Origin of the sequence: Amycolatopsis minnesotensis (genome assembly GCF_039529815.1) — a bacterium.
GTDB lineage: Bacteria > Actinomycetota > Actinomycetes > Mycobacteriales > Pseudonocardiaceae > Amycolatopsis > Amycolatopsis minnesotensis.
Window position 1 is genome coordinate 20350 of sequence record NZ_BAAANN010000047.1, and the last position, 12896, is coordinate 33245.

Below are 12896 nucleotides of genomic sequence, written 5' to 3' on the forward strand. Positions count from 1 at the left end.
AAAAGCGCGGGCGGTCGCGGGTTATGGTGTGCGCGCACAGGAGGGAGGCAGCGCATGCCTTTGGGGTTCGGCACCCGGGTCCACATCCACACCGGCGGCAGCGGCGACGGCTCCGGCGGCTGGTGGGTACTCGGCATCATCGCCGCGATCGTGCTCATCTGCATCATCGTCGGCCTGGTCAAAGCACATAACCAGAACAAGGCGAAGGGCTTTCCCGGCACTCCCGGCTTCGGTCCGAACGGGCCAGTGCCGCCTCCCGGCGGGCCGGTCCCGCCGCCTCCCGGCGGATTCGGCGAGCCAGGCCCCGGTGCGTTCGCCCAGCAGCCACAGGGCTTCGCCCCGCCGCAGTCCGGCGGCTTCCCCGCGATGGCCCAGCAGCCCGGTGGCGCTGTCGCACCGCCGCCGTCCGGGGGCTTCCCGCAGCAGCAGGGCGGCTTCCCGCCTCCCGGTGGCTTTCCCCCGCCTTCCGGTGGCTTTCCCCCGCCTTCCGGGGGCTTCCCGCAGCAACCGCCGCCGTCCGGTGGCTTCCCGCCGCCGGGCGGGTTCGGCCAGCCGCCCGCCTACCCGCAGGGCCCCCAGCAGGGTTTCCCGCCGCAGGGTCCCCCGCAGCAACCCCCGCGCTGGTAGACCATGGGCTTCTCGATCCTGTCGCTCGCCATCATCGTGGTGCTGCTGGCCGTGATCGCGGTGCTGGCGGTGCAGCTCTCCTCGGCGAAGAAGAAGCTGAACGGCCAGTACCCGCAGCAGCAACCCTTCGCGCAACAGCAACCTTTTCCGCAGCAGCCGTTCCCGCCGCAGCAGCATCCCGGCCAGCAGTACCCGCCGCGGCAACGCTGGTAGGCACCATGCCCCGAAGGTCACCTTCGGGGCATGCGTCTTTTCCGGGGGAGAGCCCGAGATCCTGCCGCAGGGCCGAGTGGGCAAGAAACTCGCGCTGCCCCTGCGGAGCCCGGCGTGCCCCGAAAGCCGCAGTGATGTGTGCGCGTCGGTTCCGGTGAGGTGGGTGGCGGATGCGTGGAGCCGTCGGGGCCTTGGTCCCTGAAGGGCGCCTTCGGGGAATCTGACGCCGCGATCTCGCCCCTCACGGCGGGCGGCATGGTGGTGCTGATGCCCTGAAGGTGACCTTCGCGGCGTCAGATTCCCTCAAGGGCGCCTTCAGGGCATGCACCCTGGAGCGGAGCAGCCCCGGCGAAGGCCACATCCGCGGCATGCACATCCCTGAAGGCCCCTGCAGGGGCCTTCAGCGCGGACGGGGGAAAGAGGCGCGGGCGGCGAAATCCCAGCGCATGCCCTGAAGGTCACCCTCGCGGCGTCAGATTCCCCGAAGGGCACCTTCAGGGCATGCGCAGCGGACCCCACCTCGGCCTCTATAGGAGCATCCTTCACGGCATGAACCATCCGCCCGTGGGAAGGCGCCTACATCGCGCGGTAGTCGCGGATCGGGTATCGGGGCCCGTACTTCGGGCGCGAGTACCCGGCGGCCTCCAGGTACCGGACGACGCGCTGCCGTTGCGGGGCGTAGGGCGCGAGCACCTCCTGCAGCCCGGCGTCGTCGAGTGGCGCGCCGACGAGGGCGTGGCCGACCACGGCCGGGATGTGGAAGTCCCCGAAGCTCACCGCGTCCGGGTCCCCCCACGCGCGCTGCGCCACCTCCGCCGCGGTCCAGACGCCGATGCCCGGCACCTTCCGCAGCCACGCGCGCCCTTGCGCGCCACGGGTTTCGCCCGCCTTCTCCAAGCGGTGCGCCACCTGCGCGGCGAACACCAGCGTCCGCCGCCGGGTGTGGTCGACGCCAGCCCTGTGCCACTTCCAGTCCACAATGGACATGATCGCGCGCGGGGTAGGTGGCACGCGCAGCCAGTCCGGTACCGGGCCGGGAGCCGGTTCGCCGTACCAGCGGCACAGCTCGCGCCACGACCGCCTCGCCTCGATCCCGGTGACCTTCTGCTCCAGCACCGCGGGCACCAGCGCGTCCCAGACCCGCCCGCTCGACCCGAGCCGCAACGCGGGCAGCGCGTGCCGGGCGGCGGCCACCGCGTCGTGGTGCGCGACGAACCCCGCGTCGTCGTCATCGGCGCCGAGCAGCGCGGGCAGCCCCGCGAGCAACCGGTCCGCGCCATCGCCCCATGCCTGCGCTTCGACCTCACCGTCGGCGAACCGGCGCAGCGCCATCGCGGCAGGCCCGTCGGCGGTGTTCCCGGCCAGCCATGCGACGCCGCGCTCGTCCCGCCGGAAATGCGGGTCGCCGCGGCCGTGCTGGTGCGGGGACAGCACCTGCGCGAGATCGAGCGGGAACGACGGCCGGTAGCGCATGCTCAGGCGTCGCTGGAGAACCGGACGGCGCCGTCGGGCAGTTCGACGCCGGGCCAGACCCTGGCACCGTCGACCAGTTCGCAGCGCGCGCCGACCGACGCGCCGTCGCCGAGGACCACGCCGCTCAGCCGCGCACCCGCGCCGACCCGCGCACCCGCGCCGAGCACCGAGCGTTCGACCACCGCGCCCTCGCCGATCGACGCGCCGTCGAACAGCACCGAGCCGGAAACCCGTGCTCCGGCGCCGATCTCGGCATCGGCGCCGATCGCGGACCCGCCGTCCACTTCGGCGTCACCCGCGACGTGCGCGCCGCCGAGAACCAGGGACTCCCCCACTTCGCCCGGCAGCGCCGACGTCGGGGCGAGGCCGCGGACGAGATCGGCCGAACCGCGCACGAACGCCTCCGGGGTGCCCACGTCGAGCCAGTACGAGGAGTCGACGTACCCGTGGATGTGCGCGCCGGAGGCGAGCAGGCCGGGGAACGTCTCGCGCTCGACCGAAACCGGCCTGCCCTCGGGGATGGACTCGATCACCGAACGCCGGAACACGTAGCAGCCGGCGTTGATCTGGTCGGTCGGCGGATCGGGGATCTTCTCCAGGAACTCCAGCACCCGGCCGGAGGAGTCGGTCGGCACCGAACCGAACCGGCTCGGGTCCGCGACGCGCTGCAGGTGCAACGTGACGTCCGCGCCGCTGTCGCGGTGCGTGCGCACCAGCTCGCCGAGATCCGCCCCGGCCAGGATGTCGCCGTTGAAGACCACCGCGTCGTCGGCGCGCAGCCTGCCCGCCACGTTCCGGATCGCACCCGCGGTGTCGAGCGGCTCGTCCTCCACCACGTATTCGATTTCGAGGCCGAGCGGCGCGCCGTCGCCGAAGAAGTCTTCGAAGACTTCCGCGCGGTAGCTCGTGCCGAGGACCACGTGCCGGAACCCGGCCGCACCGATGCGCGACAGGAGATGGCTCAGGAACGGCACCCCCGCGGTCGGTAGCATCGGCTTCGGCGCGGACAGCGTCAGCGGGCGGAGGCGGGTGCCCTTTCCGCCGACGAGTACCACCGCGTCGGCGGGCTGGTCCGATGTCATGTCAAGATCCTCTCCGTCCACCCGGCGAATCACCAGGTTCCACCGCGGCACCGCGCGACATGCCGCGAAGAACCGCGAGAAACGCTGACGGCAACGGCCTCAAGGGCCTACCCTAGGTGGTGGAAGCCTTCTCCACGGGAGGGCCCAGCAGTACGAGTACAAGGTGGCCCCGGTCGGCGCGGGCCTCTGGTCGAGTCGGGAGGCCGAGGGGATGGACCCCCGCGATCGTGCGGATGCCCAGCTTTCACGTGCGAGGGCCCGCGGCGCGTATGTCGTCACCTCCGACAACGCGACTTCGCCGATGGACTCGTCGAACACGCAGCAGATCCCGAGATCGGTGGTCTCCGAGATCGACCGCTCCGACGACCCGGACACCACCACGGTGCTGCCGTCGGAACTGATCGAGGCCGCGTCGCACCTGGCGAACGAGGAATCTACCGCGCGCCTGGAACGCCCGTCGCAGGCCCGCGGTCAGCAGACCGCTCCGCTGCCCCAGCCGACGAAACCGCAGCCTCGCCCGCGCCCGCAGGCCGAGCAGAACACCCCGCGCGAGGGCGTGAGCAGCGTGAGCGGAATCGTGCCGACCACCACCCAGGACGCACCGGCCAACGGTCAGTCGGCACTGTCCCGGCGCCTCGAAGGCCTGTGACCCGCTAGATCCGGGGAAGCAGCGCGGCGAACCGCGCCAGGGCTTCGTCGACGCGGGCGGGATCGGTGGCGGTCATCCGGTCCAGCACGAGCCCGCGCAGTGTCGCCACCACGAGTGTCGCGGCCGCGGGGTCGAACCGGCCGGCGAGCACCGCGAGCCAGTCGTCCACCATGCCGCGGCCGCCGTCGGCGTAGTCGCCGGGGTTCGTCATGGCGTCGGTGTAGGTCTGGAAGAACAGCCGCAGGTACGGCCCCTGCTCGGCGTCGATGAGCCAGGCCCAGATCACCCGGATCAGCTCCGCCGCGGACAGGTCGTGCTCGGCGAGGTATTCGGTGAGGCTCGCGCCGAGGCGGCGGCGCGCTTCGGCGAGCAGCTCGGAGACCAGCGCGCGCTTGCTGCCGAAGTCGTAGAGCAGCATGCGGGTGCTCGTGCCGAGCGCGGTGGCCATCGGGCGCAGGCTCAGCCCGGCGAGGCCGTGCGCGAGCACGTAGTCGGTGGCCTTCGCCAGCGTCGCGTCGCGGCGGCCGGGTTCCGGCGGTCTTGCCACGGACTTCCTCTCGACAGCTCCGGGGTAGGAGTGCCACAGTATTAGTGACACACTCGTTTCACTAACTGGGGGCGGCATGTCCGAGCAGGACGGGGCCGCGATGCGGCTCCTGTTGGGCGCCGACGCGGTGTGGGACGGCCTGCTGGGCGTCGCGCTGTTCCTGGTCCCGGTTTCGGCGGTGACCGACGCCGTCGGGTTCCCGGTCGCGCGCCCGTGGCCGGTGTACTACGCGCTCGGCGTCGCGATGGTCGCGATGGCGCTCGTGCTCGCCAGGGCCGCCCGCGGCACCGACGCGGTGGCTGTGTGCAAGCTCGCCGCGCTGGGCAACGCGGCAGGGGTGGTCGTCGCGGTGGCGCTGGTGCTCGTGTTCCCCCTGCCCGCGACGGTGACGGTGACGCTGCTCGTCGCCGCGTTCGTCACCGCGGTGTTCGCCGGGCTCGAAGCGGCCGCACTGCGCGGGGTCAGCGCGTCTCCAGCTTCAGCCGGGCCTTCAGGCCAAGCTTGATCGCGGCGAGCACCGGCTTCCACAGCAGGCCGCGGTGCCGGTCGGAGAGGTACCGGTAGGCGCTGACGTGGTGCGCGGCGAGCATCTTCGCCGGCGCGCGCGAAGTCGCCTTGCCCCCGATGTGCATCACCTCGGCGGACGGCGCGTAGACGTTCTGCCAGCCGGCGCGGGCGAGCCGGTCGCCGAGGTCCACGTCCTCGAAGTACATGAAATAGCGCGAATCGAACCCGTCGACGGAGTCGAACGCCTCGCGCCGGAGGAGCTGGCACGACCCGGAAAGCCAGCCGGAGAGCCGTTCCACGGGCTCGCCCCGCTCCTGGCGGTAGGCCCGCGTCCACGGGTTGGCTGGCCAGACCTTGCCGAACACCGCGTGCCCGATGCCCCTGCCCAGCTCCGGAAGCAGCCGCGCGGACGGGTAGACGGCACCGTCCGGCTCGCGGATGAGCGGCCCGAACGCGCCGCCCCTCGGCCACCGCCGCGCGGCTTCGAGCAGGGTGTCGAGCGACCCGGGACCCCATTCGAGATCGGGGTTGACCACCACGACCCAGCCGTACTCGGGGCCCAGCTCGGCGACCCCGCGGTTCGCCGCGGACCCGTAGCCGAGGTTCTCCCCGATGGAAAGCAGGTGCACGTTGTCGTGCGCGGCGGCGGCCTTCTCCGGCGCGCCGTCGGTGGACGCGTTGTCGGCCAGCACCACCCGCACGTCACGCGTGGAGGCCTTTTCGAGCGTCTGGAGGAACGGCTCGAGGGTCTCGCCGGGGAAATAGGTCACGACGACCACGGCCACGCCGTCGCCATAAACAGTTGGCTGCGTCACGGCGCACCATTGTGCCGGGTGTCAGGCCCCGGCCCTCAGCCGGTGTGACAACCACGCCTTCTCGTAAGCGACACGGTGCTTCTCCGCGCTCGTGGCCCACGAGAACTCCTTGGCGCGCCGCTGCGCGGCGGCCGCGAGCTGGGACCGGCGCGACGGGTCGTCGAGCAGTTCCGACAGCGCGGCCGCGACATCGCCCGCGCCGACGCCGCAGTACGCGACCGCCTCGCCGCCGACCTCGGGCAGCGACAGGCGCCGGGTGGTCAGCACGCACGCACCCGCCGCCATCGCTTCGAGCACCGGGAGCCCGAACCCCTCGCCGAGGCTCGGGTACGCGACGAGTTCGGCGCCGCCGAGGAAGCCGGCGAGCGTGCCGAACGGCAGGTACCCGGCCCTGATCACGCGGAGCCGGTGCGGCACCGCGTCGAGCGCCTTCTCCACCTGCGTGTCCCAGCCGGGCTGCCCGGCGAGCACCAGCGCGGGCGGGTTCGGCCTGCCCGCGACCGCGCGCGCGAACCCGCGGATCAGCGCGGGCACGTTCTTGCGCGGCTCCAGCGCGCCGAGGAACGCCACGTACGGCGTCGAACCGAGGCCGACGGCGTCCCGCGCGGCGCGCACCTCGTCCGGTGACGGCGGGTGGAAGCGGTCCGTGTCGACGCCGTGCTCGATGATCTCCAGTTCCCCGGCGCGGATCCTGGCGACCTTCGCCAGCTCGTCCGCGGTCGCCTGGCTCGGCACCACGCACAGCGACGCGCGCCGCAACGCCGTCGTCGTCCACGCGCGGAAGAAGCGGGCCTTGACCCCGGCGTGCAGCACGGCGTCGGTGAAGAAGGTCGCGTCGTGCAGGGTGACCACCGAGGCGGCGCGGCTGGCGAGCGGCATCGTGTAGTGCGGCGAATGCACGACGTCCACGCCGAGGCGGCGCACCAGCGCGGGCAGGGTGGTCTGTTCCCAGGTCAGGCGCGCGGTGCGGGTCGCGGTGGACTGCACCGTCGGCACCACGCGCGACCGCGGCGCGAGGCCGTCGTAAAGGCGGGCGTCACGGGGCTGGCAGACCACGGTGAGCCGGGCACCGTCCTCGTCGAGCGCGGCGACCAGCGAGTCGACGTACCGGCCGACGCCGCCGCGATCGGCAGGCACGGCTGTCGCGTCGATCAGGACGCGGGGTTCGACTGCCACCCGAGCAGGGTACGGCGGATCGGCGCCCGGTTGGTCAGGAACCAACAAAGTTCGGCGCTCATCGGCGCTGGTGGAGGGTCCAGACCGGGGCGCAGGCCCGTTCCCACGAGAACGCTGACGCGCGCAAACGGCCCGCTTCGGCGAGCCGTGTCGCCCGATCGGCTGAATCGAGCACTTCGCGCAGTGCGGACGCCAGGCCGGAAGCGTCCCCGCGGGTGACCGTGATCCCGGCGCCGCCCGCCACCTCGACGAGCGCGGGCGCGTCGGAATGGACGACCGGGACCCCGGCCGCCATCGCTTCGAGCACCGGGAGGCCGAACCCCTCGGCGAGGCTCGGGGCGGCGAGCACGGCGGCACCGCGCAGGACGGTCGCCAGCTCGGGATCGGACAGCTTCCCCAGCACGCGGACGCCCCGCCGGGTCAGCTCCGCGGAGTCGACGCCGCCCCAGCCGGGCTGGCCGACGAGCACCAGCGGCACGTCGACGTGGTCCATCGCCTCGACCAGCACGTCGACGCCCTTGCGGGGTTCGAGGGTGCCGACGGCGAGCACGTACCGCGGCGGCAGAGCGAAACCGGGGACCTCCCCGGATAGCGCCTCGCTCACGCCGTGCCCGGCGACGAGCGGTTCCACGTCCACGAGCGCGCTCAGCTCCCCGGCCACGGCCTCGGTCGGCACGAGCACGCCGTTCGCGCACCGCGCCGCCCGCGTGATCATTTTCCGGTGCCACGCGACGCCGCGCGGGGTCAGCGTCTCCGGGTGGGTCCACGGCACGGTGTCGTGCACGGTCACGGACAGGGTCCGGCCCGCCGGGACGCGCGGCGGCGCGAGCGGGGTCGGCGCGTGCACGGCGTCGCCACCCGGCCAGAACGGCAGGCCCAGCTCCCAAACGCCGATGAGCGCGCGCGGTGGCAGCGGCAGCACGCGGGGTCCTTCGACGCCGTCGATCTCGGCCGCGGTCACGTCGGAATGTCTGGCCACGACACTCGACACGGTCCATCCCGGCGGCGCGGTGGCCGCGAGGGCGCGCAGCAGCTCTCCGGTGTAGCGGCCCGTGCCGCCGGGCACGGGCGCGAGCAGTTGCTCGGCGATGACCACGAGTTCCGGCACGGGCACTATTCTGCGCTGGTGCCGCTGCCCATCACCGTCCTGGTCGTCACCTGGCGCGGCGCGGCCCACATCGCCGACTGCCTCGACGCGCTCGCCGCGCAGGATCGTCCACATCGGACACTCGTGGTGGACAACGCGTCCGACGACGGCACGGCCGCCCTGCTCGCCGCCCACCCGAGCGCGCCGGAAGTGCTGCGGCTGCCGCGCAACACCGGCTACGCCGGTGCACTGGCCGCCGCGTTGTCGCATGTGGACACCCCGTTGGTCGCCTGGCTGAACGACGACGCGGCACCCGCGCCGGACTGGCTCGGCCTGCTCGAAGACGCGCTCGGCGCGGCACCGGGCGCGGCTGCCGCCGCGTCGAGGCTGGACCGGGCCGACGGCACCGCGCAGTCGACCGGGGTGCGGCTGACCGCGGACGGGCACGGCTACGACCGGGTAACCGGGGAGCTCCCCGTTTTCGGGTTCTGCGGTGGCGCGGTGCTCCTGCGCACCGAGGCCCTGCGCGCCGCGGGCGGCGTGCCCGCCGCGTTCTTCTGCTACTACGAGGACACCGACACCGCATGGCGCCTGCGCCTGGCCGGGCACGACGTGCTCGCGGTGCCCTCGGCGCGGGTCCGGCACCGGCACGGTGCCAGCACGCGGCCCGGCTCGCCGGAGTTCCACCGGTGGAACGAGCGCAACCGGCTGCTGATGCTCGTGCGCTGCGCGCCCGCCGCCGTCGCCGCGCGCGAACTGGCGAAGTTCGCCGCGCTCACCGCGGTGCTGCCACTGCGCCGCGACAGGCCCGCCGCCGCGAACTTCCGGTTCACGCTGCGTGCGCGCGTGCTCGCCGAGATCGTCGCCATGCTGCCCGGGGCGCTCGTCGCGCGCCGCGCGGTCGGCGGCCTGGCACGAGTCAGCCGAGGCGAGGTCTGGCGAAGCTGGGCCGGTCGATAAGCTCCCGGTCAACTCTTTGAACTTTCGAAGTTTAAAGGTTCGCGAGGGCGCTAGCGTGAGGAGCTTGGTCTTGGCCGAGGGGGAAACGACGCTGCCGCTGGTGTCGGTGGTCGTGGTGAACTACCGCGGCGTGACCGACACCGTCACCTGCCTGCGCGCGCTGGCCGAGGACCTCGACTACCCGCGCCTCGAACTGATCTGCGTGGACAACGCCTCCGGCGGCGGCGAAGCGGCGAAGATCCGCGCGGCCGTGCCGTCGGCGAAGGTCGTCGAGTCGCCGGTCAACAGCGGTTTCGCGGGCGGCTGCAACCTGGGCGCGCGCGCCGCGCAAGGCAGCGTGCTCGCCTTCCTCAACAACGACGCGCGCCCCGGGAAGAACTGGGCGCGCGCCGCCGTCGACGAACTGCGCGCGCAGCCGACGGTCGCCGCGGTGGCCAGCAAGGTGCTCGACTGGGAAGGCACCGGGACCGATTTCGTCGACGGCGGGCTCACCTGGTTCGGCATGGGCTACAAGCGGCACGCGGGCGCCCCGCTGGCCGAGGTGCCCGCCGCGGAGCACGAGGTCGCGAAGGACGTCCTCTTCGGCACCGGGTCCGCGATGTTCGTGCGCTCCGCGGTGTTCGCCGAACTCGGCGGCTTCGACGAGCGCTTCTTCATGTTCTACGAGGACGTCGACCTCGGCTGGCGGCTCAACCTCCGCGGCTGGCGGGTGCGGTACGTGCCGGGATCGGTCGCCTTCCACCGGCACCACGCGACGATGTCCGAAGTGGACGCACCGGAGACCGGCCGCGAGACGTTCCTCCTCGAACGCAACGCACTGGCCGCGCTGTACAAGAACCTTTCCGACGAGACGCTCGCCAAGGTCCTGCCAGCGGCGCTCGCGCTCGCGGTGCGCAGGGCCACCGCGCGCGGGGACATCGACGCGACGCAGCTCGACCTCGAACGCGGCGTGACCGCCGTCGAGACCGATCCCATCGCCGTCCCGCGCACCACCCTCGCCGGGATGCTCGCGATCGACCAGTTCGTCGAGCTGATGCCATCGCTCGCCGAATCCCGCGCCATCGAGCAGTCCGCCCGCGTGCGCACCGACGCGGACCTGATTCCCTTGCTGCGCAAGGCGTTGGAACCCGCGTACCCGTTGCCGCGCTACCTCGACGCGCACGAGATCCTGGTCGAAGCGTTCGGCATCGACGGGGTTTTCGGGCGCCGCCGCCGGGTGCTGGTGATCACCGGCGACGCGATCAGCGAGCGGATGGCCGGGCCCGCGATCCGGGCCTGGAACATCGCGGGCGTGCTCTCCGCCGAGCACGACGTCCGCCTGGTCACGGTCAACCCGCTCGCCGCGCCGCCGCCCGCGCCGTTCCCGGTGAGCGCGGCACGCAAGCGCGATCTCACCGAGCCGATCGACTGGGCCGAGATCGTCATCGTGCAGGGTCATGTGCTCGAAATGGCGCCTTCGCTGAAGAAGGAGCAGTCGCACAAGATCGTGGTGTGCGACCTGTACGACCCGATGCACCTCGAACTGCTCGAACAGGGCAAGAGCGCGCCGGACGACCGGCGCGCCGCCGATCTCGCCGGTGTCACCAAGGTGCTCGACGCCCAGCTCGAACGCGGCGACTTCTTCCTGTGCGCCTCCGAACGCCAGCGGCTGCTGTGGCTCGGCCACCTCGCCGCGCTCGGCAGGCTCTCCCCCCGGCTCTACGACGCCGACCCGACCACGCAGTCGCTGCTCGCCGTCGTCCCCTTCGGACTGTCGGCCCAGCCGCCCGTGCGCACCGGCCCCGGCCTGCGCGCCACCCTCGACGGGGTCGCCGAAACCGACCACGTGATCCTGTGGGCAGGCGGGATCTACAGCTGGTTCGACCCGCTGACGCTGGTGCACGCGATCGACCGGCTCCGGCACCGCCGCGGTGACGTGCGGCTGGTCTTCCTCGGCATGCGGCACCCGAACCCCGAGGTCGCCGAGATGGACATCGGCACCAGGACCGTCCAGCTCGCCGACCGGCTCGGGCTGACCGGGAAGCACGTGTTCTTCAACGAGCAGTGGGTGCCCTACGAGGAGCGCCAGAACTGGCTGCTCGACTCCGACTGCGGTGTCACCACGCATTTCGAACACGTCGAGACCACCTTCGCCTTCCGCACCCGCGTGCTCGACTACCTGTGGTCCGGGCTGCCGATCGTGACCACCGACGGCGACGCCTTCGCCGACCTCATCCGCCAGGAGCGCCTCGGCGTCGTGGTTCCGGCGGAGGACCCCGAAGCGCTCGCCGACGCACTCGATCGCGCGCTCTACGACACCGAGTTCGCCGAGGGCTGCCGCGAGCGGATCGCCGATGTGGCGACCCGCTTCACCTGGCCGAAGGCGCTCGAACCGCTCGTCGAATTCTGCCGCGACCCGCGTCCGGCCGCCGACCGGCTGCCCGGCTCCGCCGATCTGGTGATCACGGAACCGTTGCGGGGCACCGAACTCGTGCGGCGCGACGTGGCGCTGGTGAAGGAGTACCTCGCCGACGGCGGACCGAAGGAACTGGCGAGGCGGGTCGCGGGGCGCGTGCTGAAGGTCGCGCGGCGAGGGCGCCCGAATGCCTGAGCTTCGCGTACTCCTCGACGGCACGCCGCTGCTCGGCGCGCGCACCGGTATCGGCCGCTACACGGCTTCGCTGGCCGAAGAGCTCGCATCCCGGTCCGATGTGGACATGCGGGCGGTGGCGTTCACGCTGCGCGGCTGGCGGCGGTTGCGGCACGTGCTTCCGCACGGCACCAGGGCGCGCGGCGTCCCGGTTGCCGCGCGCCTGCTCCGCCGGTCGTGGCTGCGCTCGCCGTTCCCGCCGATCGAACTGTTCGCCGGTCCGACCGACGTCGTGCACGGCACCAACTTCGTGCTCCCGCCCGCGCTGCGCGCCGCGGGCGTGCTCACCATCCACGACCTCGCGTTCATCGACGAACCGGCCGACCTGGCGCCGAGCGACCGCGGCCTGCCGGAGCTGGTGCGCCGCGGCGCGGCCCGCGCCGACGTGATCTGCACCCCGACGGCGGCGGTGGCCGACGCGGTCGCGGAGCGCTTTTCGGTCGGCCGCGACAAGATCACGGTGACCCCGCTCGGCGTCGACGCCGGCTGGTTCACCGGCAGGCCGCCGAGCCCCGACGCGCGCAAGATGCTCGGCCTGCCCAAGGAGTACCTGCTCTTCGTCGGCGCGGCGGGACCGCGCAAGGGACTGGACTGGCTGCTGCGCGCGCACGCCGCGGCGCCGGAACTGCCGCCGCTGGTGTTCTCCGGGCCCGGCCCGTTCCCGAGCACCGACCGGACCTTCCACATCGGCTACCTCACCGACGTCGACCTGCAGGGCGTGGTGGCCGGCGCGGGCGCACTGGTGCTGCCGTCGCGGGACGAGGGCTTCGGGCTGCCCGTGCTGGAGGCGATGGCGTGCGACGTGCCGGTGGTGTGCACGGACATCCCCGCGCTGCGGGAGGTTTCGGCCGGGTTCGCCCGGTTGGTCCCCTACGCCGACGACGAAGCGCTCACCGAAGCGTTGCGCGGGGCCGTGTCGGAGCCCGCGGGCACCGGCGACTCGGCCGCGCGGCGGGCGCACGCGGCCGGTTTCACCTGGCGTCGCTGCGCGCAACGAACCGTCGAGGCCTACCAGCGCGCCGCCTCCTGACCGCGCTCCCCCGCGCCCATGCCCCCGAAGGTCGCCTTCGGGGCCGCCGATGCTCCGAGGGTCGCAGTGATGATGCGCGCGTCGGTTCCGGTGCGACGGGT

General features: G+C 72.8%; 13 protein-coding genes. 7 read left to right on the top strand and 6 right to left on the bottom strand.

The window, feature by feature from the left end; genetic code table 11:
- Positions 1-54 precede the first annotated feature (54 nt).
- Together ABD256_RS38465 and ABD256_RS38470 are read left to right on the top strand one after the other, a co-directional pair.
- The gene (locus tag ABD256_RS38465; protein ID WP_344430304.1) at positions 55-627 is read left to right on the top strand and encodes a hypothetical protein; all 573 of its coding nucleotides are present in this window, start codon (positions 55-57) and stop codon (positions 625-627) included.
- Positions 628-630: 3 nt separating this feature from the next.
- Positions 631-840, top strand: a complete 210-nt coding sequence (locus tag ABD256_RS38470; RefSeq protein ID WP_344430305.1) for a hypothetical protein — start codon at positions 631-633, stop codon at positions 838-840.
- Positions 841-1416: 576 nt separating this feature from the next.
- On the opposite strand, the gene ABD256_RS38475 is transcribed toward ABD256_RS38470, so the two are convergent.
- Together ABD256_RS38475 and manB are read right to left on the bottom strand one after the other, a co-directional pair.
- Entirely contained in the window at positions 1417-2313 is an 897-nt protein-coding gene (locus tag ABD256_RS38475; RefSeq protein ID WP_344430307.1) for a DNA-3-methyladenine glycosylase family protein, read from the bottom strand.
- 2 nt (positions 2314-2315) lie between these two features.
- Positions 2316-3395: a mannose-1-phosphate guanylyltransferase gene (manB, locus tag ABD256_RS38480; protein WP_344430309.1), complete on the bottom strand. Its 1080-nt coding sequence runs from the start codon at positions 3393-3395 to the stop codon at positions 2316-2318.
- A 211-nt stretch (positions 3396-3606) separates the two neighbouring features.
- Here manB and ABD256_RS38485 point away from each other — a divergent pair, with 211 nt between their 5' ends.
- Positions 3607-4044: a hypothetical protein gene (locus ABD256_RS38485; protein WP_344430312.1), complete on the top strand. Its 438-nt coding sequence runs from the start codon at positions 3607-3609 to the stop codon at positions 4042-4044.
- Positions 4045-4048: 4 nt separating this feature from the next.
- Here the strand turns inward: ABD256_RS38485 and ABD256_RS38490 are convergent, their stop codons facing one another.
- Positions 4049-4591 (bottom strand): TetR/AcrR family transcriptional regulator, encoded by a 543-nt coding sequence (locus tag ABD256_RS38490; RefSeq protein ID WP_344430314.1) that lies wholly within the window; start codon positions 4589-4591, stop codon positions 4049-4051.
- Between the two features lie 76 nt (positions 4592-4667).
- Here ABD256_RS38490 and ABD256_RS38495 point away from each other — a divergent pair, with 76 nt between their 5' ends.
- Positions 4668-5096 carry a hypothetical protein gene (locus ABD256_RS38495; RefSeq protein WP_344430316.1) on the top strand — a complete coding sequence of 143 codons (429 nt, stop codon included), beginning with the start codon at positions 4668-4670 and terminating at the stop codon, positions 5094-5096.
- Here ABD256_RS38495 and ABD256_RS38500 read toward each other — a convergent pair.
- The 3 genes from ABD256_RS38500 to ABD256_RS38510 are packed head-to-tail and all read right to left on the bottom strand — an operon-like array spanning position 5053 to position 8197.
- Entirely contained in the window at positions 5053-5913 is an 861-nt protein-coding gene (locus tag ABD256_RS38500) for a glycosyltransferase family 2 protein (RefSeq protein WP_344430318.1), read from the bottom strand. The two genes, ABD256_RS38495 and ABD256_RS38500, sit on opposite strands and share 44 nt — an antisense overlap.
- A gap of 21 nt (positions 5914-5934) precedes the next feature.
- Positions 5935-7089, bottom strand: coding sequence for a glycosyltransferase family 4 protein (locus ABD256_RS38505; RefSeq protein WP_344430320.1), 1155 nt, complete (start codon positions 7087-7089; stop codon positions 5935-5937).
- Between the two features lie 58 nt (positions 7090-7147).
- On the bottom strand, positions 7148-8197 hold the full coding sequence (locus tag ABD256_RS38510) for a glycosyltransferase family 4 protein (protein ID WP_344430322.1): 1050 nt from the start codon (positions 8195-8197) through the stop codon (positions 7148-7150).
- A gap of 18 nt (positions 8198-8215) precedes the next feature.
- Between ABD256_RS38510 and ABD256_RS38515 the strand changes: the two genes are divergently transcribed.
- The 3 genes from ABD256_RS38515 to ABD256_RS38525 all read left to right on the top strand — a co-directional run bounded on the left by ABD256_RS38515 (position 8216) and on the right by ABD256_RS38525 (position 12795).
- The gene (locus ABD256_RS38515; RefSeq protein WP_344430323.1) at positions 8216-9136 is read left to right on the top strand and encodes a glycosyltransferase family 2 protein; all 921 of its coding nucleotides are present in this window, start codon (positions 8216-8218) and stop codon (positions 9134-9136) included.
- Between the two features lie 70 nt (positions 9137-9206).
- Positions 9207-11726 (top strand): glycosyltransferase, encoded by a 2520-nt coding sequence (locus ABD256_RS38520; protein ID WP_344430325.1) that lies wholly within the window; start codon positions 9207-9209, stop codon positions 11724-11726.
- The gene (locus tag ABD256_RS38525; protein WP_344430327.1) at positions 11719-12795 is read left to right on the top strand and encodes a glycosyltransferase family 4 protein; all 1077 of its coding nucleotides are present in this window, start codon (positions 11719-11721) and stop codon (positions 12793-12795) included. Before ABD256_RS38520 ends, ABD256_RS38525 begins: the two co-directional genes overlap by 8 nt.
- Positions 12796-12896 lie beyond the last annotated feature (101 nt).

Excerpts from the sequence above, each read along its gene's own strand:
- ABD256_RS38465 (WP_344430304.1), top strand. The coding sequence starts at position 55 with ATGCCTTTGGGGTTCGGCACCCGGGTCCACATCCACACCGGCGGCAGC.
- ABD256_RS38470 (WP_344430305.1), top strand. The coding sequence starts at position 631 with ATGGGCTTCTCGATCCTGTCGCTCGCCATCATCGTGGTGCTGCTGGCC.
- ABD256_RS38475 (WP_344430307.1), bottom strand. The coding sequence starts at position 2,313 with ATGCGCTACCGGCCGTCGTTCCCGCTCGATCTCGCGCAGGTGCTGTCC.
- manB (WP_344430309.1), bottom strand. The coding sequence starts at position 3,395 with ATGACATCGGACCAGCCCGCCGACGCGGTGGTACTCGTCGGCGGAAAG.
- ABD256_RS38485 (WP_344430312.1), top strand. The coding sequence starts at position 3,607 with ATGGACCCCCGCGATCGTGCGGATGCCCAGCTTTCACGTGCGAGGGCC.
- ABD256_RS38495 (WP_344430316.1), top strand. The coding sequence starts at position 4,668 with ATGTCCGAGCAGGACGGGGCCGCGATGCGGCTCCTGTTGGGCGCCGAC.
- ABD256_RS38525 (WP_344430327.1), top strand. The coding sequence starts at position 11,719 with ATGCCTGAGCTTCGCGTACTCCTCGACGGCACGCCGCTGCTCGGCGCG.